General features: G+C 62.6%; 21 protein-coding genes. 8 read left to right on the forward strand and 13 right to left on the reverse strand.

The features are described from left to right. Nucleotides 1-5 precede the first annotated feature (5 nt). Nucleotides 6-785, reverse strand: a complete 780-nt coding sequence (locus ACT2B0_RS21825; protein WP_473466470.1) for an enoyl-CoA hydratase/isomerase family protein — start codon at nucleotides 783-785, stop codon at nucleotides 6-8. Further along, nucleotides 782-1,963, reverse strand: coding sequence for an acyl-CoA dehydrogenase family protein (locus ACT2B0_RS21830; RefSeq protein WP_348195876.1), 1,182 nt, complete (start codon nucleotides 1,961-1,963; stop codon nucleotides 782-784). Before ACT2B0_RS21830 ends, ACT2B0_RS21825 begins: the two co-directional genes overlap by 4 nt. Before the next feature lie 96 nt (nucleotides 1,964-2,059). Between ACT2B0_RS21830 and ACT2B0_RS21835 the strand changes: the two genes are divergently transcribed. Together ACT2B0_RS21835 and ACT2B0_RS21840 are read left to right on the forward strand one after the other, a co-directional pair. Continuing rightward, on the forward strand, nucleotides 2,060-4,093 hold the full coding sequence (locus ACT2B0_RS21835) for an FAD-dependent oxidoreductase (protein ID WP_473466566.1): 2,034 nt from the start codon (nucleotides 2,060-2,062) through the stop codon (nucleotides 4,091-4,093). A gap of 27 nt (nucleotides 4,094-4,120) precedes the next feature. Next, on the forward strand, nucleotides 4,121-5,641 hold the full coding sequence (locus ACT2B0_RS21840) for a class I adenylate-forming enzyme family protein (protein WP_473466473.1): 1,521 nt from the start codon (nucleotides 4,121-4,123) through the stop codon (nucleotides 5,639-5,641). A gap of 81 nt (nucleotides 5,642-5,722) precedes the next feature. On the opposite strand, the gene ACT2B0_RS21845 is transcribed toward ACT2B0_RS21840, so the two are convergent. From ACT2B0_RS21845 to ACT2B0_RS21865, 5 genes are all read right to left on the reverse strand, one after another. Further along, nucleotides 5,723-6,178 carry a PaaI family thioesterase gene (locus ACT2B0_RS21845; RefSeq protein ID WP_348195871.1) on the reverse strand — a complete coding sequence of 152 codons (456 nt, stop codon included), beginning with the start codon at nucleotides 6,176-6,178 and terminating at the stop codon, nucleotides 5,723-5,725. A gap of 22 nt (nucleotides 6,179-6,200) precedes the next feature. Beyond that, the gene (locus ACT2B0_RS21850) at nucleotides 6,201-6,938 is read right to left on the reverse strand and encodes a helix-turn-helix domain-containing protein (RefSeq protein ID WP_473466476.1); all 738 of its coding nucleotides are present in this window, start codon (nucleotides 6,936-6,938) and stop codon (nucleotides 6,201-6,203) included. Continuing rightward, the gene (locus ACT2B0_RS21855; protein WP_473466478.1) at nucleotides 6,922-7,776 is read right to left on the reverse strand and encodes an SDR family oxidoreductase; all 855 of its coding nucleotides are present in this window, start codon (nucleotides 7,774-7,776) and stop codon (nucleotides 6,922-6,924) included. The genes ACT2B0_RS21850 and ACT2B0_RS21855 overlap by 17 nt, the downstream gene beginning before the upstream one ends. Beyond that, nucleotides 7,773-9,710, reverse strand: a complete 1,938-nt coding sequence (locus ACT2B0_RS21860; protein WP_473466481.1) for an AMP-binding protein — start codon at nucleotides 9,708-9,710, stop codon at nucleotides 7,773-7,775. The genes ACT2B0_RS21855 and ACT2B0_RS21860 overlap by 4 nt, the downstream gene beginning before the upstream one ends. Before the next feature lie 114 nt (nucleotides 9,711-9,824). Further along, complete coding sequence (locus tag ACT2B0_RS21865) at nucleotides 9,825-10,586, reverse strand: glucose 1-dehydrogenase (protein WP_473466484.1); 762 nt, start codon at nucleotides 10,584-10,586, stop codon at nucleotides 9,825-9,827. A 258-nt stretch (nucleotides 10,587-10,844) separates the two neighbouring features. On the opposite strand from ACT2B0_RS21865, the gene ACT2B0_RS21870 reads away from it, so the two are divergent. Next, nucleotides 10,845-12,080, forward strand: a complete 1,236-nt coding sequence (locus ACT2B0_RS21870) for a TetR-type transcription factor C-terminal domain-containing protein (protein WP_481658492.1) — start codon at nucleotides 10,845-10,847, stop codon at nucleotides 12,078-12,080. On the opposite strand, the gene ACT2B0_RS21875 is transcribed toward ACT2B0_RS21870, so the two are convergent. Genes ACT2B0_RS21875 through ACT2B0_RS21900 form a run of 6 tightly spaced genes read right to left on the reverse strand, consistent with a single transcriptional unit; the run spans nucleotide 12,069 to nucleotide 17,048 of the window. Further along, the gene (locus tag ACT2B0_RS21875; RefSeq protein ID WP_348195861.1) at nucleotides 12,069-12,470 is read right to left on the reverse strand and encodes a PaaI family thioesterase; all 402 of its coding nucleotides are present in this window, start codon (nucleotides 12,468-12,470) and stop codon (nucleotides 12,069-12,071) included. The two genes, ACT2B0_RS21870 and ACT2B0_RS21875, sit on opposite strands and share 12 nt — an antisense overlap. A 1-nt stretch (nucleotide 12,471) precedes the next feature. Next, nucleotides 12,472-12,951, reverse strand: a complete 480-nt coding sequence (locus ACT2B0_RS21880) for a PaaI family thioesterase (RefSeq protein WP_473466489.1) — start codon at nucleotides 12,949-12,951, stop codon at nucleotides 12,472-12,474. Nucleotides 12,952-12,963: 12 nt separating this feature from the next. Then, on the reverse strand, nucleotides 12,964-13,767 hold the full coding sequence (locus ACT2B0_RS21885; protein ID WP_348195858.1) for an enoyl-CoA hydratase-related protein: 804 nt from the start codon (nucleotides 13,765-13,767) through the stop codon (nucleotides 12,964-12,966). Then, entirely contained in the window at nucleotides 13,760-14,611 is an 852-nt protein-coding gene (locus ACT2B0_RS21890) for an SDR family NAD(P)-dependent oxidoreductase (RefSeq protein ID WP_209181572.1), read from the reverse strand. Before ACT2B0_RS21890 ends, ACT2B0_RS21885 begins: the two co-directional genes overlap by 8 nt. 8 nt (nucleotides 14,612-14,619) lie before the next feature. Continuing rightward, complete coding sequence (locus ACT2B0_RS21895; protein WP_348195857.1) at nucleotides 14,620-15,819, reverse strand: acyl-CoA dehydrogenase family protein; 1,200 nt, start codon at nucleotides 15,817-15,819, stop codon at nucleotides 14,620-14,622. 14 nt (nucleotides 15,820-15,833) lie between these two features. Beyond that, nucleotides 15,834-17,048, reverse strand: coding sequence for an acyl-CoA dehydrogenase family protein (locus ACT2B0_RS21900; RefSeq protein WP_348195856.1), 1,215 nt, complete (start codon nucleotides 17,046-17,048; stop codon nucleotides 15,834-15,836). Between the two features lie 136 nt (nucleotides 17,049-17,184). Here ACT2B0_RS21900 and ACT2B0_RS21905 point away from each other — a divergent pair, with 136 nt between their 5' ends. Genes ACT2B0_RS21905 through ACT2B0_RS21925 form a run of 5 tightly spaced genes read left to right on the forward strand, consistent with a single transcriptional unit; the run spans nucleotide 17,185 to nucleotide 23,382 of the window. Continuing rightward, a complete protein-coding gene (locus tag ACT2B0_RS21905; protein ID WP_348195855.1) occupies nucleotides 17,185-17,970 on the forward strand; it encodes an enoyl-CoA hydratase-related protein in 786 nt (261 codons plus the stop codon). A 19-nt stretch (nucleotides 17,971-17,989) separates the two neighbouring features. After that, on the forward strand, nucleotides 17,990-19,789 hold the full coding sequence (locus tag ACT2B0_RS21910) for an acyclic terpene utilization AtuA family protein (protein ID WP_473466492.1): 1,800 nt from the start codon (nucleotides 17,990-17,992) through the stop codon (nucleotides 19,787-19,789). A gap of 10 nt (nucleotides 19,790-19,799) precedes the next feature. Then, complete coding sequence (locus ACT2B0_RS21915) at nucleotides 19,800-21,269, forward strand: acetyl-CoA carboxylase biotin carboxylase subunit (RefSeq protein ID WP_375197766.1); 1,470 nt, start codon at nucleotides 19,800-19,802, stop codon at nucleotides 21,267-21,269. Continuing rightward, complete coding sequence (locus ACT2B0_RS21920) at nucleotides 21,269-21,772, forward strand: acyl-CoA carboxylase biotin carboxyl carrier protein subunit (RefSeq protein WP_375197765.1); 504 nt, start codon at nucleotides 21,269-21,271, stop codon at nucleotides 21,770-21,772. Before ACT2B0_RS21915 ends, ACT2B0_RS21920 begins: the two co-directional genes overlap by 1 nt. Before the next feature lie 2 nt (nucleotides 21,773-21,774). Next, nucleotides 21,775-23,382, forward strand: a complete 1,608-nt coding sequence (locus ACT2B0_RS21925) for an acyl-CoA carboxylase subunit beta (RefSeq protein WP_375197764.1) — start codon at nucleotides 21,775-21,777, stop codon at nucleotides 23,380-23,382. The last annotated feature ends 10 nt before the right edge of the window (nucleotides 23,383-23,392 follow it).

Raw genomic sequence — 23,392 nt, forward strand, 5'->3', positions numbered from 1 at the left:
CTTCCTTAGGCCTTGAATTCGGGCGCGCGCCGGTTCTCGAACGCGTCGAGCCCCTCGGCGACGTCATCGCTGGGCAACGCGCGCACGGCGGCGTCACGCTCCAGCCGCATTTGCTGGTCGATGCCGAGATCCGCGCCTTCGCGTGCCAGCCGCTTCATCTCGGCGATACCGGGACGCGAGCGGGTGGCGATCTTCTGGCAGTATTCCAGCGCGGCCTGATGCAGATCCGCATCCGGCACGATGTAGTTGACCAGGCCGGCATCCTTGGCCTCGTCCGCCTTGAGCCAGCGGGCCGAGAACATCAGATCCAGCGCACGGCGCAGGCCCATCAGACGCGTCAGCCGCTGTGACCCGCCCCAGCCCGGGATCAGGCCGAACTGCGCGTGCTGATCGCCGAATTGGGCGGTCTCGGCGGCGAAACACACGTCACAGGACAGCATCAGTTCGATCCCGCCGGCCAGACACAACCCCTGCACCGCCACGACGACTGGGAGGGAGGAGGTTTCGAGCGCGCGCAGGTTGTTCATGCCGAAGGCGATGAAATGGTCCAGCGCGGCGGGATCGTTCAATTTAACTTTCACTTCCACCAGATCGGCACCGGTGCAAAAGTGCTTGCCTTGCGCCCGGATGAGGATCGCCCGAATAGCCGGGTTTGCCTCGTATTCCGCACGCGCGGCAGATATGCGCTCATGCACCTCAAGTGACAGGCAATTGAATTTCTCGGGGCGGGCCAGTTCGATGATGCCGACGTTGCCCTCGGCGCTGACGATGACGGGATCGCTCATTTCGCGGACCCCTTCGCCTTCTTGTCATATTGCAACGCCATGCGACCGACCTTCTCGCGGGCGATCACCAGCTTTTGGATCTGCGCGGTCCCGTCGCCGATCTGAAGGCCCAGAACGTCGTTGTAGCGCTGATGATGCGGCAGGTCTGTGGTATAGCCGTAATGCCCGTGCAGGATCAGACACTGGTGCAGAATCTCGCAGGCGGTCTTGGGCAGGTACCATTTGCACATCGCTGCCTCGGAGGTGTGGGGCAGGCCGCGGTCCCGCAGGTCCAGCGTGTAGTAGCAAAGCTGGCGCATCATGGTCAGCTGCGTTTCCGCCTCGGCCAGCGGAAAGCTGACGCCCTGATATTGCACGATCGGCGCGCCGAACGCCTCGCGCTCCTGCACATATGCCCAGGTCTCGTCCACCGAAGCCTGCGCCGCGCCCAGGCATTCCAGACCGATCAGCGCACGGGAATAGTCGAATCCCATCATGATGGTGCCAAAGGCGCGGTCCTGCTCGGCCATCATGTTTTCGGCCGGCACGAAGACATCGTCGAAGAACACCGATCCACGCCCGACGGGCTTGGTGCCGATGTCGTCGAAATGCGTGCGCTTGATGCCGGGTTGGTTCAGGTCGATGAAGAAGGCGCTGACCCCGCGCGAACCGCCATTGGGATCGCCGGTACGGGCAAAGACTACCGCCGCATCGGCCTGGCTGGCAAAACTCATGGAGGTCTTTTCACCGTTCAGCCGCCAGCCGTTTCCGGATTTCTCGGCCTTCAGAATCAGGTTCGCCGCATCCGAACCGCCGCGCGGCTCGGTTAGGCCCAGACCAATGACGGCATCACCCGAAACCACCTTGGGCACCCATTCCGACGCGATGTCGCGCGAGGCGTGCTTGGCAACCATGCCGCCCATGAGCGATCCCAGAAGCTGCACGTAACTTGCGTTGAAATCGGCATAGGCGATCTCTTCGACGATCAGCCCCGACGTGACAGAGCTTTCGCCCAAGCCGCCGAATTCCTCGGGCAGGTCGGGGCCGATCAGGCCGAGCGCCCCCATTTCCCTGATCAGGTCACGGTCGAATTCGTGCTTGGCGGCCCGCTCCTGATAGCTGGGGGCCAGCTTTTCGGTGGCAAAGCGTTTCGCCGTCTCGCGGAACGCTTGTTGGTCCTCTGTAGGCTGAAACTGCATTCCCTCCGCCCTCCCATTGCGGTGAATTCCTCTTTAAAAAAATCTAACAAACGTTAGAATGCAGCGCAAGAGGTGTTTTCAAAGGAGGGGAGCATGATGAAGTCTTTGGATGAAACGGGCTACTGGGCGCTACTTTCACCAATCAGCGCGGGCAGAAGGACGTTGCGCAATCGCGTGATAATGGGCTCGATGCATACGCGCCTTGAAACCGAACCTGACGGTATCGCCAGGCAGATTGCCTTTTATGCGGAGCGGGCCCGCGGCGAGGCGGCGATTTTGGTCACGGGTGGTTTTTCGCCCAATGCCGATGGAATATTTGATCCCGACGGTCCGCGTATCGATGATCGGGACGAGGCGCTGAAACTGCGTCCCATCTGCGAAGCAGTCCAGGCCGAAGGTAGCCTGATCTGTGCGCAGCTTCTTCATGCCGGCCGATATGCAAAGATTGAAGATTGCGTTGCTCCGTCGCCGATTCGCGCGCCGATCAATCGGTACACGCCCCGCGAGATGAGTGATGCAGATATCCGCCGTACAATCTTGGATTTCGCCGAAGCCGCTGCCAATGCTCAAGCTGCCGGATTCGACGGTGTCGAGATCATGGGCTCCGAGGGTTATCTCATCAACGAGTTCACCGTCACGCACACGAACAAACGCGAGGATGACTGGGGCGGAAGCGTCGAGAACCGGCATCGCTTTCCGGTCGAGATCGTGCGCGCCGTTCGCGCGGCCTGCGGACCGGATTTCCTGATCATCTACCGGATCTCTGCCGCGGACCTGATCGAAGAGGGGGCACCGACCGAGGAGATCGCAGCGCTGGCACAGAAGATCGAGAAGGCAGGAGCCGACATTCTGAACACCGGTATCGGCTGGCACGAAGCGCGTGTACCGACCATAGCCTATCCCGTGCCACGGGGGGCCTGGCGAAAGGCCGCAGCCAACGTGAAGGCCGCGGTTTCAATTCCGGTAGTGGCCTCGAACCGCATCAACACTCCCGATATCGCGGAGGATATTATTGTTTCCGGCGAGGCGGATATGGTCTCGATGGCTCGGCCGTTCCTTGCGGATCCGCATTTCGTGAAGAAGGTGCGCGAAGGCCGCGCCGAGGAAATCAATACCTGCATTGCATGCAACCAAGCCTGTCTCGATTTCATATTCTCCGACCGACCGGTCGGGTGCCTCGTCAATCCACGAGCCGGGCGCGAAACGGAATTCCGGGACACGCCTGCGGAATTGCCGAGGAAGGTGGCGGTTGTCGGCGGCGGGGCCGCGGGAATGGCGGCGGCGGCCGAAGCGGCGCGGCTTGGCCATGACGTCACGCTTTTCGAAGCTACGGACGAACTTGGCGGTCAACTGAACCTGGCGCGCGCGGCGCCGGGTAAGAACGAGTTCAACGAAACCCTTCGTTATTATGCTGGTCAGATGAGAAAGCACGGAGCAAAGCTGCGGCTGGGACAGCGGGCGCAAGCCGATGATTTGGAGGGTTTCGATCATGTGGTGATCGCGACCGGGGTGGTCCCGCGCATTCCCGATCTGCCGGGCATAGACCATCCCAGTGTCGCAACCTACGCCGAGATTCTCTCTGGCGCGCGCGTCGCAGGCGAGACTGTTGCGGTGATGGGCGCGGGCGGGATCGGGCACGACGTGGCCGAGTTCCTCGTGACCGAGCCAGCCGAGGTCCACAACACCGGAACATTCTGCTCGACATGGGGCGTCGATCCGGAATTCGCCGCACCGGGCTCTTTGGTAAGCGATCCATTAGCGCCAAAACCCTCGCGGCGTAGAGTTGTCATGCTCCAGAGAAAGACTTCGAAGCCCGGTGCAGGGCTCGGCGTCTCGACGAGATGGATCCTGCGCAACGCCCTGCGCAAGCATGGAGTGGAGGCCTTGTGCGGCGTGGTCTATGACAGCATCGACGACGACGGGCTGCATATCCTTTTGGACGGCAAGCCAAGGGTCATTGCCGTCGATACCATCATATTGTGCACTGGCCAGGAACCCGAGCGGAGCTTGGCCGACGAGCTTGCATCGCGCGGCGTTGCGGTCACAATGATCGGCGGGGCCAAGGAAGCCGCCGAACTCGATGCATTGCGCGCCATTGATGAAGGGGTGCGCTTGGCTCAAAGTTTCTGAGATGGCACCGTAACAATGGAGGATGCGATGCTGCCTGAGGTACTGCGCGCGGGCCGCGCTGATCTGTACTCGGTCTTCCGCACCTGCGCGGTGGGGAGGGACGGCGCGCTTGCGGTCGAGGATGGCGAGACCCGCCGCAGCTATGGCGAACTGCTCGACCGTGTGGATCGCTTGGCGTCGGTGCTTCTGTCGCGAGGGGTGGCGCCCGGCGACAGGATCGCCATCCTGTCGCATAACCGCGTCGAGTATCTTGAGCTGGAACTTGCGGCGGCGAGAATCGGCGCCATTGTCGCCTGCCTGAACTGGCGGCTCGCCGCGCCCGAGCTGAAGCATTGCATCGAACTGGTCGAACCGGTGCTGGCCGTGGCCGAACCCGAATTGCGTGATGCCTTTCGCGCAGTGTCGGATCTGCCCGGCCTGGAGATCGGACCCGAATGGGAGCAGGCGCTGGCCTCGGCGAACCCCGACCCGCGCACCGGCACGCTGGTGGATGATCCTGAGGCTGGCCTCACGATACTCTATACCTCGGGAACAACCGGGTTGCCGAAAGGCGCCCTAATCAGCCACCGTGCCCATATCGCGCGTGCCATGGCCTTTGCGGCGCAGCTTGCGCTGGATCCCGATGACGGTTTCATCGCATGGGCGCCAATGTTTCACATGGCATCGACCGATCAAGCGCTGGCGACGCTTCTGCGTGGCGGGACTGTGGTGATGGTGGATGGACTGCAGCCCTCGGTCATGAATGAGGCGCTGTCACGCCACAGGATTGGCTGGTTCGTGATGATGCCCGGGGCGCTTGAGGCCTTCATCGCCGAACGGCGCGCCAATCCACTGCCGTTGAAAGGGATCAGGGTCTGCGGCGCGATGGCCGATCTGGTGCCGCCGCACCAGATCGCGGAACTGACGGGTCTTCTCGGTGCGCCCTATCTGAATTCCTTCGGAGCCACAGAAACCGGTCTGCCGCCGGGCACCGCCGATCTGATCGCCCCCGGTGTCGCGCCCGAGACATTGTCCAAACGGATCAGCGCATTTTGCGAGGTTCGGCTGGTGGATCCCGAGGATCGTGACGTCCCGATCGGATCGCCCGGCGAAATGGCGTTGCGTGGACCGACCCTGTTTTCAGGATACTGGAATGCCGACGACACCAACGTCAGCGACTTCCGCAACGGTTTCTTTCATATGGGCGATCTGTTCCGTCGAAACCGCGATGGTACAATCGATTTCGTGGACCGGGTGAAATACCTGATCAAGACCGGCGGCGAGAACGTCTATCCAGCTGAAATCGAGCGTGTGCTGCTTGCGCATCCAGGTGTGGTCGATGCAGCGGTTGTGCGGGCGCTCGATGCGAAATGGGGTGAAAGCCCTGTTGCGTTTGTCGCATGCGGCAACGATGGACCGAGCGCCGAAGAGTTGATGCAGTTATGCCGCGAGAAGCTGGCGGGCTACAAGCGCCCGCGCGAGTTCCAGTTCATCGCATTCGAGGATTTTCCGCGCTCGACGAGCGGCAAGATCCAGCGCCACATCCTGGAAAGCCGGTTGACGAACTGAGAGGCCGCCGGCGGGAGAACCGGAGTTGAAGCTCCGGGCAACCGATCGACCGGCCGTCAACCGACCAAGCGGCTTGCAGCCTTATCCGGCCACGCCCGTCCGCCCGACAAGGGCCATCAGCGTTCCGGTCATCGCGGCGACGAGCCTTTCGTCCCCGCCCTTCACCGCAAAGGCGCGCGCCTCGCAGATCGTCAGGGTGCGCCCCGGCTTGACCACATCCGCGACGAATCGAAACCGCTCGCCGTCTGCCGGGTTGAGCAGGTTGATCTTGAATTCCACGGTCAGCACCGCGGCCTCGGCGGGCATCAGAGAGAAGGCCGCATAGCCGCAGGCACTGTCGAGCGCGGTCGACACGATCCCGGCGTGCAGAAATCCGTGCTGTTGAGTCAAGGCATCATTATGTACCATCTCCAGCACGATACGACCGGGCGAGAGTCCGGCAATACCGATCCCCAGCGTTTGCATCACCTTCTGGCGCTCGAAACTGTCGCGCACGCGCGCGTCATAGTCAGGATTCTTAGGTTCGAATTCCGGCATAGACTGTCTTGCACTCCCTTTTTCAGCGATCGATGATCAGTCTTAACTGGCTATTCAACCTGTTATCTTGGAAAAAACGGCCATCGGATGGTGCTGCTGCCTGAAGGCGAATCGCGCCGGGGGGCTTCCCGGCGAAGGCGCGGCAGGCGGCCGACATGTGCGACTGGTCGTAATAGCCGGTGTCGAGCGCCAATTCGCCCAGGGGTTGTGCGTGTTTGGCAAGCCCGCCTAGTAAATGCCGAAATCGACGGGTTGCGGCTAGCCGCCGGCGCGACATGCCCGTTGCCGCCCGGATGCTGCGCCTCTCGCTGCGAGCGCTGGTAGGCGCCGTGCCGACCGCAGGGAAGCCTAGTTCGCAGGCAAGCCGGTCAAGCGCGGCTACAAGCGGAACAAGAGTCTCGTTGCCGATGGCAAAGTTTAGCAGGAAACGGGCCAGTTCGACGAGAGATGCCTCGGGCGGAAGCCGTTCGGGCGCGGAAGCGAGTCGTAGCCCTGCCAACACTCCCCGGAAGGGCGCTATCCGCAGGCTGAACGCGGGGCGGGGTGGCGTCAGGGCCGGGCGGGGGAGGGCATTTTTCCCCTGAAGCGGGTCGAATGCGAAGGAAAGCGTGAAGAGGTCCGTGGCAAAACGGCCGCTGCCATGTCCCGTGAGGTGACCCCAATCGCGGTAGACGAAGAGGTGGTCTACCGCAGCCGCCGCCCCGGCCGGTGGCGTCAACTCCAGATAAAGCGGCGCCGTCCGTTCACCCGCCGAAGGCATTCCGGTGCTCGGCCACGAAATCGGCAAAACGGCGCGCCGGGTGTCCAAGCACGTCGCTCACCGTGTTCTCGATGCCGGCGAGGTAACCCTTGGGTGCGATCGAAGCCAGTTCCATCATGGCCGCCGCAACCTCGTCCTGCATCCCACCGGCGATCATCGCCGCCTTTGCGTCCGCGGCCGACAGCGGCGCGCAAGCGACCTGCCGACCCGTCGCTTCCGACAGAATCGCCGCAATCTCTTCTCCAGACAGGGCCTCGGGACCTGTCAGGCCATAGGACTTGCCTTCATGCCCCGCGCCGGTCAGCGCCTCGGCCGCGACGTCAGCAATGTCGCGGGCGTCGATCCAAGCCACAGGCCCCCCCAGATCGTCGTAATAAACCCCGTCCCTTGCGATGCTGCCGGCCTGCCACAACAGGTTCTGCATGAAATAGGTCGGCTGAACGAAGGTCCAGTCCAGGCCGCTTTTCTTCAGCAGTTCCTGGGTTTCCGAATGCCACATGCCAAAGGTCAGCCTGGCTTTGGGCGAGGCGCCAAGTCCGGTGGCCAGAACGACGTGGCGCACCCCTGCCACCTTCGCCGCTTCGATCGCATCGGCCTTCCAGCGGCGCATGTGCCCGTGCGCGGGTGTCACCAAATAGATCCGTTCAGCCGCTAAACAGGCCCGATTCAGCGCAGCGGGATCGGTGAAATCGGCAACGACAGCCTCGCAACCCTTGGCCGCGAGGGTTTCGACCTTGGCCGGATCGCTGGTGACTGCGCGCACTTTCGCGCCCTTGGCCAATAGCGTATCGACAAGGGGGGCGCCGGTGGTGCCGGTTGCTCCGAAGACGGTAATCATGATTTGTCCTTTCGCAGGGCGGCGATGGCTTCCATCGTCTCGGGGTTGCTGACAGAGGACAGGTCGCCCGGATCCTCGCCCAGAAAAGCGGCGCGCACGAGCCGGCGCATCGTCTTCATGCTGCGGGTCTTGGGAAGCGCCTCGACGAAATGGATCTCGCGCGGGCGGAAGGGCTTGGAAACGATCTCTCCCACGCGGTCCTTGAGCTGCTCCACGAGTGCCGCGTCGGGCAACACACCGGGCGACGCGACGCAGACGCAGACCACCGCCACGCCTTTCAGATCGTCCGGGGCAGCGATGGCCGCCGCGTCCACCACCTTCCCCGTCTCGGTCAGCGCCGCCTCGATCTCGGGCGGGCCGATGCGCTTGCCGGCAATGTTCAACGTATCGTCCGAGCGGCCGAGGATATACCATGTGCCATCCGGATCGCGGCGCACCCAGTCGCCGTGCCGCCAGATGCCGGGGAAGGTAGACCAGTAGGTTTCGAGATAGCGTTCCCGGTCTCCCCAAATGGTCGGTGTCAGCCCGATCGGCGGTTGGGTCACGACCAGTTCGCCAACCTCGCCCGGCGCGGCTTCGCTTCCGTCCACGCGCAGCACTTTTGCGCCGACCCCCAGTGCTTGAGCAGAGAATCCACCGGGTTTGACCTCGTGCAATACGGTTGAAGTCAGGATCGCGCCGAACAACTCGGTCCCGCCTGAAATGTTGAGCGGTACCGCGCGGCGGCGGCAGATATGGTCGAGATGCCACAGCCAGGCGTCATCGGTCCAAGGTTCGCCGGTCGAGGCGACGATGCGTAACGGCGAAAGGACGTAGCCGGAAAGTGGCCCGGGATCCTGGGTCATGAACTGCCGCACCAGCGTGGGGGCGACGCCAAGGTGGGTGACGCCCATCTCCGAGGCCAGGCGCAGCAGCCGGAAGGGGTCGTCCGGCATCGAGGGCGCACCCTCGGCGAGCACCAGCGTGGCGCCCGAAAGCAGCACCGACAGAAGCGTGAGTGGCCCCATCACCCAGCCCATGTCAGTCATCCATAAATGACGATCGTCGCGTTTCATGTCGAGGCACAGCAAGAAGTCGGCCGTGGCCTTGGCCTGGACGCCGAGATGGGTATGAACCACGCCCTTGGGCTTGCCAGTCGTACCCGAGGTGTAGGCGATAAGCAGGGGCGCATCGGCGTCTACCGGATAGGCGGGACGCCTCGCGTCAGCTTTGCCGACGGTCTCCTGCCAGTCGAGATCGCGGACTGGATCGGCCACTATGCCGCCGAACCGCCGCAGGCTGAGCACGGTATGGACAAGTGGCACCTCCTTCAGGGCTTCGGCCAGCGTCGCCTCCATCCAGACGGGTTTTCTCCGCCGGGGCGTCGCATCTGCCGTCAGCACCGCAACGGCACGGGCATCGTTCAGACGGGTGGCGATGGCGTGCGCGGCAAAACCGGAGAACAGCGGCACCGCCACGGCGCCCAACCGTGCGATGCCCAGAAGCGCCGCCTCGATTTCCGGAATCATCGGCATGTAGATACCTACCGCCTGTCCGGGCTCCACCCCGCGAGCGGCAAGGGCCGATGCGACGCGGGCGGCCTCGGCGGCAAGCTCGGCATAGGTCCAGCGGCGGCGGCTTCCATCCTCGCCAACCCAGTCGATCGCGGTCTTGTCGCCAAGTTTTCCCGCGATGCGGGCGTCGAGACAGGTCTCTGTCAGATTCAGGGTACCCCCGACAGCCCATCGGATCGAATCTGGCCCCGCGGATATATCCCGCAGTTGCGTATAGGGACGATTGAACCGGATACCGGCATAGCCGATTATCCGACCCCAGAACCATTCCGGTTCGGCGTTGGCGCGTTTGACGAGACCTTCGTAACTGCCCGCACCACAATCATCAATGAACGCCGCGAGCGTGCTTGCTCGTTGAATAACAGGGTCCGGTTGGAACATTCTCTGCCTCGCATGAAACAAAAAAAGGCCGCACCTGAGGCGCGGCCAGTTGGGGAGGATACTTAGACACGCCTCGACCGCGATGGCACTTGATTGGACGTATTCATTTTTCGATCAACCGTGCATCGACAAGCCGCCCGAAACGGAAATCACCTGGCCGGTGATGAATCCTGCATCGTCGGAAGCTAGGAAGCAGATTATTCCGGGGTAATCGCTCGGCTGCGCCAGGCGCTTCATCGGAATGGCCCGCTTGAGGCCTTCCGCGATCTTTTCACCAGCGTCGCCCTGAGCGACCTGGGCGAAGAGGGGCGTATCGGTCGGGCCCGGCGCAACCGCGTTCAGCTGAACGCCTTTGCGCGCCAGTTCCCGCGCCACGGTCTTGGTAAAGGAGATGATGCCGCCTTTGCAGGCCGAATAAACCGCCTCGCCCGACGATCCGACGCGGCCGGCGTCGGAGGCGATGTTGACAACGCGGCCGCCGCCATTCTTGACCATGCCCGGAAGCACCGCGTGATGCATGTTCAGCGGACCGTAGAGGTTGATGTCGATGACTTTTTTCCAGAGATCCGCGTCTGTATCGAGGAATGGCTTGATCACGTCCCATCCTGCGTTGTTCACCAGGACGCTTATCGGACCTCCGGCCTCGAACTCGGCAACGGACTTGTCAACCTGGGCGCGATCGGTGATGTCTACCTTGAAAGCCTCGGCCTTGCCGCCCGCATCCCGGATCAGGCGGACGGTCTCCTGTGCGCCTTCTTCGTTCAGGTCGAACACCGCGACCTCTGAACCTTCCTCGCCGAACCGTTGACAAACGGCGCGGCCAATGCCGCTTCCGCCTCCGGTGACAATGACACGTTTGCCATTCAATCCATGCATTTGGGCTGCCTTCCTACGTCTGTGAGCACCTTTGTGAGAGCTGCTGAGCTAGAGGGTGCGCTTAACAATATTCTAACAATCGTTAGATTTATCGCAATAGACAGTCCTTTGTCCAGTTGTTATCTAAGCCATATGTGTATGCAGCCGCCTCAAGCATGCCTTGCCGGCGACGTTCAGAGCAAGGCGGAAAGGACCCGCGAGGAAATCCTCCGCGCGGCAGCGCGTCTATTCCGCTATGAGGGATTTAATTCGACGTCGATGCGGGAGATCGCACGTGAAGCGAACATCGAAGCCGGGAGCATCTATTACCATTTCGACTCAAAAGAGAAGATGCTGGATGTGGTGCTCGACATCGGTGTCCGGCGTCTACACAATGAGGTGGCCAGGATAATTAGGTGTGCGGGTGCAAATGACGAACCCTTCCGCGAAACTTTCGCGAAACTGGTCGACACGCATCTGACCTTCCTTTTGATAGATAGCGACTTCACGTCTGCGAATATCCGAAACTACCCGATGTTGTCGGAGGAAGCACGACGCGCTCACCGGGAACTGCGCGGCTCATATGCTAAGTTGTGGGGTGGATTCCTGCAGAACGCCCGCGACAAGGGTCTATTGCGCAAAGACATTTCAGTTTCTCCCATCCGCCAATTCATCTTGAGTGCGATGAACTGGACCGTTGAATGGTACGAAGTGAAACGTTATCCGGTCAGTATTCTCTCAGAACGCATGAGCAGATTGATCCTGGACGGAATGTGCGACAAGCGTCGTCCGGGAAGTAGCCTCCCCAAGCCATACGTCATAGCCCTCCCGGAGCCGGTCGAGCCCCACGGAAAAGCGGCCAGGACACGTAGCGAAGTCCTGCGCGCGGCCGCGCGCGTTTTGAGAGATAGGGGGTACAAGGCTACGACGATACGCCAGATCGCTGTTGAGGCAAATATGGAGGCGGGCAGCGTCTACTATCATTTCAAATCAAAAGAGAAGATAGTAGACGAGGTGTTGCAAACCGGATTGAGCGACCTACTTGTCGGTGTCAGTCGCGTCATTGAGCAGTTCGGGGAGCCCAACGATCATTGTGCCAGAATATCGGCGGCCATTTCGGCTCATATGGATTTCCTATTCAGGGCCAGCGAGTTCACGTCGGCAAATGTCCGCAGCTATGGAATGTTGCCCACGAAGCTTCGTCGCAGGCACCGGGTTATCCGTCACGAATACGCGGCTGTTTGGGACAAGATGTTGTCCGATGCGCAGCAAAGCGGTGCTGTGAGAAAGGACATACAGATCGTTCCTCTGCGCCAGGTCATGCTGGGAGCCTTGAACTGGACCGTTGAATGGTTCGACCCACGGAAAGCGGGACTGGAAGGATACCACACCCTGTCCGAGTTTTCCGACATGCTGGTAAGGCTCCTTTTCAACGGAATCTGCGAGGCGGAACAACCGCTTAGAGAGGGGAGCTCTAACGGCTTACTTCGCGCTCGCGAAGGCTCAGACCAATAGGAAGTGATACAAGCCCTCGGCGACGGATTTCTCCGGGCTTGCCTGCCAGGACAGTACTCTTACACTTGCGATACGCGATCCCTTCCGCGTCACGGTCGCCTGCGCAGTCAGCGGTCCCTTCACACCAGGTCTGAGGTAGTCGACGGTCAGGTTGATCGGCTTGGCTGGCACATCCGCGAAATCGGGTTGGACTGCAATGGCGGCTGTGGCTTCCATGAAGCTGGCGATAATCCCCCCGTGGTAATGCTCCATAATCGGGTTTCCGATATGGCGCGAATCAAACGCCATCTCGGCTTTGGCATGGAACTTGCCCACTTCCAGAATATCAAAGTTCAGAAAGCGGAAGAACGGAACCCGGAAAACATTCATGTTGACGGCTTGCAGGTCCATCTTATGGCTTTCCCCTGGTCATTGCCTCAAACAGGCTGGTTTTGCCGCGCGTCAACGCAAACGAGGCAGTCCCGCGCGCGATTTCATCATCGACATGATTGTCAAACCAGATGCTGCCGGAATTGAAGGCGATATGGCGTGTCTTGCGATAGCAATGGGCGCGGACGATCACATCGGCGCGCGATCGGGCGGGGCGCAGGTAATCGACCCGCAGATCCAGCGTGGCCATGGTGCTGACGCCCTCGATTCCAACAAAGTTTGCCAGCCCAAAGACACTGTCCAGAAGAGCCGTCAGGATACCACCATGAAGCAGGGTTTGGTCCGCATCGACGCAAAAGTCCGGATTGAACGGCATCCGCACCTGGACAGCTTCGGTCGAGACCTCCTCGATCTTCAACGCCATGTGGGTGATCAGCCCCTTCCCGCGCGCGTTCCACATCTGCGCGATCTGGTCCATCTTTTCTTGCGTGATTTCGGACATTCAATCTGTCTTTCAGCGGCCGGTGAAATTCGGTTTTCGTTTTTCCAGAAAGGCCGCGATGGCTTCGTGATGGTCTTCGGTCTGGTGCATCAAGGCCTGATATGCCGCGGCCGCATTCAGGAAATCGGGAAGATCCATGCGTTCGGCGTTGCGCAACAGGCGTTTGGCGACGCGCACGGCCCGAGGCGGCTTGGATGCGATGACCGCGGCGCGTTCGCGGGCACATTCCATCAGCATATCATGGGCGACGACTTCTAGCACCATGCCCAGCTCGAGCGCCTCTTCGGCGCCCACCATCCGGCCCGAAAAGGTCAGGTCCGCCGCTTTCTGATGCCCCAGTCGGCGCAACAGGAACCAACTGCCCGCATCGCCGGGAATGATGCCGAGATTGATGAAGACCTCGCCGAACTTCGCGTTCTGCGAGGCAATGCGCATGTCGCACATCATGGTCAGATCGCACCCGGCGCCGACGGCCGCGCCATTCACGGCCGCGATGGTCGGGATGTCGAGGTTGTAAAGAGCCTGGGGCAGGCGCTGTACCCCATCGACATAGCTTTGAGCGGTCGCAAGCGGCTCCTTGCGGAACACGCTGTCGGGGTCGTTCATCTCCTTGATGTCGCCGCCCGCGCAAAAGGCCGGGTCGGCGCCTGTCAGGATCATGACGCTGACTTGCGGGTCTGCCTGCACCTTCGCGAAGGTCTCCAGAAGCGCACCGATCATGTCATTTCCGGTAACCGGGTTCCGGCGCGCGGGGTCGTTCAGCGTGACCGTGGCGATCCGGTCGGAGATGTCCAGCAGGACTGGGGTCTCACTCATTCTTTCCATCTCCGCGCTCGCGCTTTTCGAACATCTCGGGGTTGATCATGTCACGTGCGTCGTGTCCCAGATGCAGGGTTTCGCCACCATCCACATAAATGTCTTCGCCCGTGATGAATTCCCCCAATCTGGACGCAAGGAATATGATCGTGCCGGAAATGTCCTCGGCCGCGCCCATCCGGTTCAGAACCGAACGGTTCAGCTGTTTCCAGTGGTCCGGCGAAATGGGATAGCGTCCGAGCGCCTCGGTCTTGATCGTGCCCGGGGCGACGCAGTTCAGGCGAATGCCGTATTCGCCCCACTCGGCGGCCAGCGTTTTCATCATGCCCGTCACACCGGCGCGGGCGGCGACGGTGTGCGTGAACCCGGTCAGCGCGGTTCGGGCCGAAATGGCCGTGACAAAAACGATCGATCCGCCGTTGTCGTACATGAAATGATCCGCCGCGGCGCGGGTCATCTGCCACGATCCGATCAAGTTGTTGCGGATCACGGCCTCAAAGCCCTTGTTGGTGATATCGCGGGCGGCGGCGATGTATTGCCCGCCCGCGTTGTTCACCAGCACGTCAAGCCGACCGTAATGGCCCTTGATGCGCTTCATCGCCGCTTCGATGCTGTCTTCGTTGCGGGTGTCGCCCGGCACCACGAAGGCCTCGCCGCCTGCCGCGCGGATCATCTCTGCGGTTTCCTGCAGGGGGTCTTCGCGGCGCGCGAACAAGGCCAGCCTGGCTCCGCAAGAGGCCATTTCAAGCGCTGTGGCGCGCCCCATGCCGGACCCCGAACCTGTCACCAGGGCAACCTGGCCGGCCATGAGATCGGATGCGTATCTCTGTTTCTGCTGTGTCATGGCGCGCCTCAGTTCTTCAGAAGCTCACCGGAGATGATCAGCTTGCGCACCTCCTGTGTGCCCGCGCCGACCTCCAGCACCCGGCCCGTGCGGAACAGCCGGTTCACCTCGGTGTCGCGCATATAGCCCGAGCCGCCGTGGATCTGCACCGCCTTGTCCAGCACGAACGAGGTTGCCGCGGCGGCCTTGAAGATCGCGGCGGCGGTCAGCTTGTGGATCTCGCCGCGCCCGCCGGCGCCCTCTTCCAGGCCCTCGCACATGGCCGCCGTCTTCAGCGACAGGCTGCGCGCCGCCTCGATTTGGGTGTACATGTCGGCCAGCATCGCCTGTACCATCTGGAAACTGGCGATGGGCTTGCCGAATTGCTGGCGGGTCTTGGCGTAGTCGATCGAGATATCGAGCGCCCGCTGCGCGATGCCGAGCGCGTTGAAGCAGACGATGGCGCGTTCCAGATCCAGACCGGACATGGTGACGGCCACGCCGCCGTCGAGCTTGCCGACCATGTTGCGGGCGGGAACGCGGCAATCCTCGAACACCAGTTCCCCGGTGGGCGAGCCGCGGAACCCCATCTTGTTCAGCTTCTGTGCCACCTTGAAACCGGGCGTGTCGGTTTCCACGATGAATGCGGAAATGCCCTTGGCGCCCTTCTCGGGCGAGGTCTTGGCATAGACCAGCACCAGATCGGCGACCGGCCCGTTGGTGATGTAGATCTTGGCGCCGTTCAGGATGTAGTCGTCGCCGTCCTTCCGCGCGGTAGTGCGCATCGAGCCGAGCGCGTCCGACCCGGCACCGGGTTCGGTCAGGCCCAGGGCGCCGATCAGCGAGCCGTCGCAGAGGCCTGGCAGATATTTTTTCCGCAGATCATCATTGGCGTTGCGGTAGATGTTGTTGACGCACAGATTGTCGTGGGCCACATGGGTCAGCCCGATGGCGGCCGAGGCGCGCGACAACTGCTCGGTGATGATGCAGGCCGAGGTGAAATCCAGCCCGGCGCCGCCGAACTCGGGCGGAACGTTCAGCCCGAGATAGCCCATCTCGCCAAGTGTCGGAAAAACCGAGGCCGGCAGGTCGTCGGTGTTGTCCATCTCCGCGTTCAGGTGATGGAACTCGGAGAAAAAGAACTTGCCGGCCTGATCGGCCAGCGCCTGCTGCTCATCGGTCATGAAATGCGAGGGCAGGTCGGGGGCATTGCGGAAAGTCTGGTTCATGGTCATGTCCTCCCTCAGGCGCGCAACAGTTCTTCGGCGATGATGATCTTGCGCACCTCGCTGGTGCCGGCGCCGATCTCCAGAAGCTTGTTGGCGCGATAGAGCCGGTTGATCTCGGTGTCCTGCATGTAGCCGGAACCGCCATGGATGTGGCAGGCCTCGGTCACCGCCTTGTTGAACGCCTCGCCGGCGTAAAGACAGGCCGCCGCGGTCAGCTTGTGGATCTGGCCGCGGCCGCCGGCGCCCTTGGGCAGGCCGACGCAGGCCGCCAGTGCCCGGTGGCCAAAGGCGCGGGCGGTCTCTAGCTCGATATAAATCTCGGCCAGTTTCGACTGCACCATCTGAAAGCTTGCGATCGGCTTGCCGAACTGTTCGCGGAGCTTGGCGTATTCCAGGCCCAGTTCCAGGGCGCGCTCGGCCATGCCGACACAGACCGAGGCGACCATGGCACGTTCCAGGTCCAGCCCGCTCATCACCACCGATACGCCGCTGTTTTCGGCGCCGACCAAGGCCGAGGCCGGCACCCGGCAATCCTCGAACAGTAATTCCCCTGTGGGCGAGCCGCGGAACCCCATCTTGTCCAGCTTCTGCGCCACCTTGAAGCCGGGATTGTCCGTCTCGACGATGAACGCGGAAATTCCCTTGGCGCCCTTGGACTTGTCGGTCTTGGCATAGAGCAGAATCACGTCGGCGATCGGGCCGTTGGTGATGTAGATCTTCGAGCCGTTGATGACATAGTCGTCGCCGTCTTTCCGCGCCGTCGTCGCCATCGAACCCAGCGCATCGGACCCCGCGCCGGGTTCGGTCAGGCCAAGGGCTCCAACGAGTTCGCCCGAGCAAAGGCCGGGAACGTATTTCTTCACCTGCTCTTCCGAGCCGTTGCGCAGGATGTTGTTAAGGCACAGGTTGTCATGTGCCCCGTGCGACAGCCCGACGGCCGGGTTCCATTTCGAAATCACTTGAGATACCAGTGCCTGGGTGAATTCGTCCTGACCTGATCCCCCCAATTCTTCTGGGGCGGTGACGCCCAGAAGCCCAAGTTCGCCCATCTGCTTGAACAGATCCTCGGGCCACCATTCTTCCGCATCCATTCTTTCCTGCAGCGGATGCAGCAACTCGCGCGAAACGCGGTCCACATGATCGACGATCTGACGCTGTTCGCCTGTCAGCGAGTAATTGGCCTTTATGGCCTCTAGCTCGGCCAACTTCGGCCCTGCCTGAACACTCATTCCAAATCCTCCCAATCGGCTTGGCAGCTTCCACTGTTGACCAAAATCAAACATATGTTAGAAAATATTTCAAGGCACCGCGTTCATGGTCGGGCGTTGAGTGCGATTGGGTGGCGCAAATGGGGGGGCAGGGAAAATGACCGATCAGGTTGTGCTTTGTAAGAGCGACGGACGCGAGATCCGCATCACGATTAACCGTCCCGACCAGCGAAATGCGTTGAACCGGGACGTCGCTGAGGGGATCATTGCTGCGATCTCAAAAGCGGAGGCCGATCCCGGCTGCCGCGTAATCGTGCTGACGGGGGCGGGCGAACGCGCCTTTTGTGCTGGTGGCGACATCAAGGCGGGTGCCGATGGTGGCCCGTTTGTGATGGACCCCTCCGAGCCGGGCCACTTTGCCGGTCAGTTGTTCGAGAAAATCGAGGCCTGCAAGAAGCCGACCATCGCGCGAATCAATGGTGTGGCGATGGGCGCGGGCGCAGGTATCATCTGCGCCTGTGATCTCGCAGTAATGGTCGATCACGCCCGGATTGGAACGCCGGAGGTAAAGGTGGGCCTGTTTCCCATGACAATTGTGCCGTCGATGATGCGGGTGCTGCCCAGGCGGCGGCTGATGGAGATGTTCATCACCGGTGTACCTCTGACGGCAGAAGAGGCGCTGCGCTACGATTTGGTGAATTACGTGACAGAGTCAAGCAGCCTGGATGCCAAGGTCGATGAGCTGGTCGCCCAGATCGCCGCGCAATCGCCGACCGCGATCCGGCTGGGCAAATACGCCTGTCACGCGATGGAGGACATGACCTATCCGCAGCAAATGCGGTTTGCCGAATCGCTGTTACCGCGGGTGGCGCAGACGGAAGACGCGCGAGAGGGCTTCGCGGCCTTCATCGGCAAGCGCATGCCGGAATGGACCGGGCGCTGAGCCCAGGCAGGAGGACGATATGCCGGATCGAAAGCTGCGCATAGGATGCGCGTCCGGCTTCTGGGGCGACACGCCGGAAGCCGTTGGGCAATTGGTGAACAAGGGCGGGATCGACTATCTGGTGTTCGATTACCTGGCCGAGGTGACGATGTCGCTGATGGCGCGTGCGCGGGCGAAGTCGCCCGAGGCAGGGTTCGCGCCGGATTTCGTCAGGGCGCTGGTACCCTGGCTGGCCGAGATCAAGGCCAAGGGGATCAAGGTAGTGGCCAATGCCGGCGGGGTGAACCCGCGCGGCTGCCGCGACGCGCTGGCCAGGGCGGCCGAGGCGGCGGGCGTCGACATCTCTATCGGCGTCGTGCTGGGCGACGACCTTCTGGACCGCGCGGACGAAATCCGCGCCCGCGGCGAGACAGAAATGTTCTCGGGCGCCGCCTTCCCCGGGGATGTCTGGAGCATGAACGCCTATCTGGGCGCTCGCCCCATCGCCGTGGCGCTGGATGCGGGAGCCGAGATCGTGATCACGGGGCGCTGCGCCGATAGCGCGGTGGCGCTGGGCTCCTTGATGCATGAATTCGGCTGGAAGGATGACGATTGGGACAAGCTCAGCCAGGGCTCGCTGTCCGGCCACCTGATCGAATGCGGCCCGCAGGGCACGGGGGGCAACTTCACCGACTGGAGGGACGTGCCCGGCTGGGACGACATGGGCATGCCCATCGTCGAGGTCTCCGAGGACGGCAGCTTCGTCATGACCAAGACGCCGGACACAGGCGGCCTGGTGGTGCCCGGATCGGTCGGCGAGCAGATGCTGTACGAGATCGGCGATCCGCGCGCCTACCTTCTGCCGGACGTGATCTGCGACTGGTCCGGGGTCACCCTGGAGCAGGTCGGCCCCGACCGGGTGCTGGTCAAGGGCGGCAGGGGGTTGGGGCGCACCGGCAGCTACAAAGTCTCGGCGACCCATGCCGACGGGTGGCGCGCCATCACTACGCTTACGCTTGCCGCTATCGACGCCCCCGCCAAGGCTGAGAGGGTTGCCGAGGCAATTTTGACACGCTGCCGCCGAATTTTCCGCGACAGGAACCTCGCTGATTTCCGGCAGGTCAGCGTCGAGGTGCTGGGCGCCGAGGCCGCCTATGGCGCCAATGCCCGGGCACAGACGCGCGAGGTGGTGCTGAAGATCGGCGCGGTCCATGACGATCGCGCCGCGCTGAATATCTTTGCCGGAGAAATCGCACCGATGGCGATTTCGACCGCGCAGGGTCTGACCGGGTTCTTCGCCGGACGGCCCAAGGTGCAGCCGGTGGTGCGGCTGTTCTCTTTCCTGATGGACAAGGCCGATACTCCCCTCGCGGTCGAGGTCGACGGCGCGGGTGTGCCCGTCGCCATCGCTGCCGAGGCGGTGCGCCTCGATCCGCCCGCGGCGCCGTCGGCGGAAGGCCGCGAGGCCGGTCCGGACGCGGTCAAGGTGCGGCTGGTGGACTTGGCCTGGGGCCGCTCCGGCGACAAGGGGGACATCGCCAATATCGGCATTCTGGCGCGCAAGCCGGATTACCTGCCCTATATCCGCACCGCCCTGACCGAAGAGGTGGTGAAGGGCTACTTTGCACACCTCTGCAACGGAGTGGTCGAGCGTTTCGACCTGCCGGGCAGCAATGCACTGAACTTCCTTCTGCACGAGTCTCTGGGCGGCGGCGGCATCGCCTCGGTCCGCATCGATCCGCAAGGCAAGGGCTTCGCGCAGATGCTGCTCGACATCGAAATACCCGTGCCCGCCGATCTGGCCACGCGCGACGGGCTGCGCCCTGCCAAGAGTGCGTGAAAGGAAAAAAATGAGCATTTCCAAACTGCTTGTCGCCAACCGGGGCGAAATCGCGGCACGCGTGCTGCGCACCGCCAGGGCGCAGGGGCTGGCAACTGCCGTCCTGCGGCATACCTTCGAACAGGAGGGGCCGGCCCACCTGATTGCCGACGAGGTGGTGACGATCGAGGGGCCGACCCCGGTGGCGGCATATCTCGATATCCCGCAGATCGTCGAGGCGGCAAAGCGGATCGGCGCGGATGCGGTGCATCCCGGCTATGGGTTTCTCTCCGAGAACGCGGGCTTCGTGGCCGCGCTGGAACAGGCGGGCATCACCTTCGTCGGCCCGACGTCGCAGGTCATCGACCTGATGGGCGACAAGGTGCGCGCGCGGGCCTTCGTCGAGGAGCGCGGCTTTCCCGTCGCTGCCTCCGCCATCGAGGACGATGATCCGGCGAGTTTTGTCGAACGCGCCCGCGCCGTTGGCTATCCGCTGCTGATCAAGCCCTCGGCCGGCGGCGGTGGCAAGGGCATGCGCGTTGTGCGCGAGGACCGCACGCTGGAGACCGAGATCGAAACCGCGCGCCGCGAGGGCGAGCGCTATTTCGGCGACGGGCGGCTGTTCGTGGAACGCTACATCGAACGCCCGCGCCATATCGAGGTGCAGGTGATGGGCGACGGGCAGGGCGATGTGGTCCATTTCTGGGAACGCGAATGCTCGATCCAGCGCCGGTTCCAGAAGATCATCGAGGAAACGCCCTCTCCGGCGCTCTCAACCGAGCAACGTCTGAACATCTGCGAGACCGCCGCCGGGATTGCCCGCGCCGTCAACTATCGCGGCGCCGGTACGGTCGAGTTCATCTATGCCCCGGATGGCGCGTTCTATTTCCTGGAGATGAACACGCGTCTTCAGGTCGAACATCCCGTGACCGAGATGGTGACGGGCTTCGATCTGGTCGCCGAGCAGTTGCGCATCGCGGCGGGCGACGGGCTCAGCGTCTCGCAGGCCGACATCCCGCAGATTGGTCATTCTATCGAACTGCGTATCTGCGCCGAGGATGCGACGGCCGATTTTCGCCCCGCGATCGGCGATATCCTGCTGCTGGACGAACCCCGTGGCGAAGGCGTCCGCGTGGACAGCGGCATTCTGGACGGCGGCAAGGTCACGACCGACTTCGACCCGATGCTTTCCAAGCTTATCATATACGGCGCCGATCGGGCCGAGGCTATTGCTCGCGCGCGGCAGGCGGTGCGGAACTACGTCATCCTCGGGGTGACGACCAATACCGGCTATCTGGATGCGATCCTCGCCCATCCCCGCTTCGCCTCGGGTGACGTCTCGACAGGTTTTCTGGCCGAAGAGGCCGAGACGCTGACCACGCCGGGCGATGACGTGTCCGACCTGCTGATGGCGGCAGCGGCCCTGTCGGACGAACGGTTGGTGGCCGAAGTGATGCAGATACCGGCGATGCACCGCAAGATGGGTGGGTGGAGAAACTGATGCGCAGGATATTCCAGGTCGGCGGCGTCGAAGCCGAATGCTGGCTCATCCATGATGGGAGCCGCTTTATCCTGAACACGCCCGATGGCGCGGTTCCCTGCCAGTTGGACGCAACGGGGGAACCGGGCGGCCATGTCCTTCGGACGCGGGGCGACGTGCAAGAGCTGCGGCTCGCCGTCGGACCCGATTCGACCTTCGTGCACCTGAACGGTCGGGCGTACGAGATTGGGCGGGTCGATCCCGCTCGGCGTCTGGCCGGAAGCGATGGCGGCGCAGCAGATGACCGCATCGTGGCGCCGATGCCGGGGGTCGTCGTGTCGGTGGCGTTCAAACCCGGAGACACCGTCAAGGAAGGGCAGCCCCTGCTGGTAATCGAAAGCATGAAGCTGGAGACCACCCTGTCCGCGCCGCGCGACGGCGTGATCGCTGAGATGCCATTTGCCGCCGGCGACAGTTTCGGGCTGAAGGCCGTCCTTGCCCAGTTGGCACCGGAGGAGAAGTGACCATGCGCCGGATTGAAAGCCAGATCGACACCAACGCGGCCGACTTCAAGGCCAATTTCGCCGCGATGTCAGAGCGGTTGAAAGAGTTCCACGCCCGCCAGCACGCGGCCCGCTACGAACGCCCGCAGCGCGACATCGAGCGTCTGGCCCGGCAGAACAAGCTGGGCGTGCGCGATCGGCTGGAACTGCTGCTGGACCCCGGCACGCCGTTCCTGGAGTTTTCCACCCTGGCCGCCTGCCGAGAATACGACGGCTCGGTCCCCGGCGCCGCCGTGGTGACCGGCATCGGCATCGTACAGGGCCGCGAGGTCGCCATTCACGCCAACGATGCCAGCGTCAAAGGCGGCGCATGGTATCCCCATACGGTGAAAAAGGTCGTGCGCCTTCTGGATGTGGCGCTGGAAAACCGCCTGCCGGTCATCCATATCTGCGACAGCGCGGGCGGTTTCCTGCCCTTGCAGCACGGCGTCTTTCCCGACCGGTATCTGGGAGGGCGGGTGTTTCGCAACCAGGTCAAGCTGAGCCAGGCCAATATCCCGCAGATTGCCGTGGTCGGCGGGCACTGCACGGCTGGCGGCGCCTATGTGCCGACGCTGAGCGACTACAACATCATCATCGAAGGCACAGGGGCGATTTTCCTTGGCGGTCCGCCGCTGGTCAAGGCGGCCACCGGCGAGGAGGTCGGCGTTCAGGAACTGGGCGGCGCGGTCATGCACACCTCGGTTTCGGGCACGGGCGACTACCGCGCCGCGACCGAACAGCACGCCTTTTCACTGGCCCGCGAGATTGTCGGCCAGTGGAAGCGCATGCCGAAAACGATCATCGAAACCGCGGCCTTCGAGGAGCCTTACTACGATCCAAAGGAACTCTACGGGATCATTCCCAAGGACCGGAAAACCCAGTTCGACATGCGCGAGGTTCTGGCCCGGATCGTGGACGGTTCGCGCTTTCACGAATATCAGCCCGACTATGGCACCACGATGGTGTGCGGCTTTGCCCATATCTGGGGCTACAAGGTCGGCATTCTTGCCAACAACGGGGTGCTGTTCAACGACAGCTCGCTCAAGGCCGCGCATTTCATGCAGCTTTGCAACCAGAACCGCACGCCTCTGGTTTTTTTCCAGAACATCACCGGTTACATGGTGGGCCGCGAATACGAAGAACGCGGCATCGCCAAGGACGGCGCCAAGATGCTGATGGCGCAGGGCGGCTCGGTCGTGCCTAAATTCACCGTGATCGCCAATGCGTCTTACGGGGCCGGCAATTACGGCATGTGCGGGCGGGCCTGGGATGCGCGCACGCTGTTCATGTGGCCCCAGGCCGAGATCGGCGTGATGGGCGCGGATCAGGCTGCCAACACCATGGCGGACGTCAAGATCCGGCAGCTTCAGCGCGAAGGCAAAGAGCTGACCGAAGAGGAAATCGCCGCGATCCGCGAACCGGTGCTGGAAAAATACAAGCGCGATGTCGAGGCCTATACCTCGACCTCGGAATTGTGGGACGACGGCATCCTCGACCCGGCCGATACGCGCAATGCGTTGGGCATGTCGATCTCCGCGTCTTTGAACGCGCCGATCGACGAGCCGCATTACGGGATATTCCGGCTGTGAGGACCCGGGG

Source organism: Nitratireductor sp. J20-h4, assembly GCF_056780505.1.

Bases quoted from the DNA above. Each gene is read 5' to 3' on its own strand.
- ACT2B0_RS21825 (WP_473466470.1), bottom strand. From the start codon at position 785: ATGAGCGATCCCGTCATCGTCAGCGCCGAGGGCAACGTCGGCATCATC.
- ACT2B0_RS21830 (WP_348195876.1), bottom strand. From the start codon at position 1,963: ATGCAGTTTCAGCCTACAGAGGACCAACAAGCGTTCCGCGAGACGGCG.
- ACT2B0_RS21835 (WP_473466566.1), top strand. From the start codon at position 2,060: ATGAAGTCTTTGGATGAAACGGGCTACTGGGCGCTACTTTCACCAATC.
- ACT2B0_RS21840 (WP_473466473.1), top strand. From the start codon at position 4,121: ATGCTGCCTGAGGTACTGCGCGCGGGCCGCGCTGATCTGTACTCGGTC.
- ACT2B0_RS21845 (WP_348195871.1), bottom strand. From the start codon at position 6,178: ATGCCGGAATTCGAACCTAAGAATCCTGACTATGACGCGCGCGTGCGC.
- ACT2B0_RS21850 (WP_473466476.1), bottom strand. From the start codon at position 6,938: ATGCCTTCGGCGGGTGAACGGACGGCGCCGCTTTATCTGGAGTTGACG.
- ACT2B0_RS21855 (WP_473466478.1), bottom strand. From the start codon at position 7,776: ATGATTACCGTCTTCGGAGCAACCGGCACCACCGGCGCCCCCCTTGTC.
- ACT2B0_RS21860 (WP_473466481.1), bottom strand. From the start codon at position 9,710: ATGTTCCAACCGGACCCTGTTATTCAACGAGCAAGCACGCTCGCGGCG.
- ACT2B0_RS21865 (WP_473466484.1), bottom strand. From the start codon at position 10,586: ATGCATGGATTGAATGGCAAACGTGTCATTGTCACCGGAGGCGGAAGC.
- ACT2B0_RS21870 (WP_481658492.1), top strand. From the start codon at position 10,845: ATGCGGGAGATCGCACGTGAAGCGAACATCGAAGCCGGGAGCATCTAT.
- ACT2B0_RS21875 (WP_348195861.1), bottom strand. From the start codon at position 12,470: ATGGACCTGCAAGCCGTCAACATGAATGTTTTCCGGGTTCCGTTCTTC.
- ACT2B0_RS21880 (WP_473466489.1), bottom strand. From the start codon at position 12,951: ATGTCCGAAATCACGCAAGAAAAGATGGACCAGATCGCGCAGATGTGG.
- ACT2B0_RS21885 (WP_348195858.1), bottom strand. From the start codon at position 13,767: ATGAGTGAGACCCCAGTCCTGCTGGACATCTCCGACCGGATCGCCACG.
- ACT2B0_RS21890 (WP_209181572.1), bottom strand. From the start codon at position 14,611: ATGACACAGCAGAAACAGAGATACGCATCCGATCTCATGGCCGGCCAG.
- ACT2B0_RS21895 (WP_348195857.1), bottom strand. From the start codon at position 15,819: ATGAACCAGACTTTCCGCAATGCCCCCGACCTGCCCTCGCATTTCATG.
- ACT2B0_RS21900 (WP_348195856.1), bottom strand. From the start codon at position 17,048: ATGAGTGTTCAGGCAGGGCCGAAGTTGGCCGAGCTAGAGGCCATAAAG.
- ACT2B0_RS21905 (WP_348195855.1), top strand. From the start codon at position 17,185: ATGACCGATCAGGTTGTGCTTTGTAAGAGCGACGGACGCGAGATCCGC.
- ACT2B0_RS21910 (WP_473466492.1), top strand. From the start codon at position 17,990: ATGCCGGATCGAAAGCTGCGCATAGGATGCGCGTCCGGCTTCTGGGGC.
- ACT2B0_RS21915 (WP_375197766.1), top strand. From the start codon at position 19,800: ATGAGCATTTCCAAACTGCTTGTCGCCAACCGGGGCGAAATCGCGGCA.
- ACT2B0_RS21920 (WP_375197765.1), top strand. From the start codon at position 21,269: ATGCGCAGGATATTCCAGGTCGGCGGCGTCGAAGCCGAATGCTGGCTC.
- ACT2B0_RS21925 (WP_375197764.1), top strand. From the start codon at position 21,775: ATGCGCCGGATTGAAAGCCAGATCGACACCAACGCGGCCGACTTCAAG.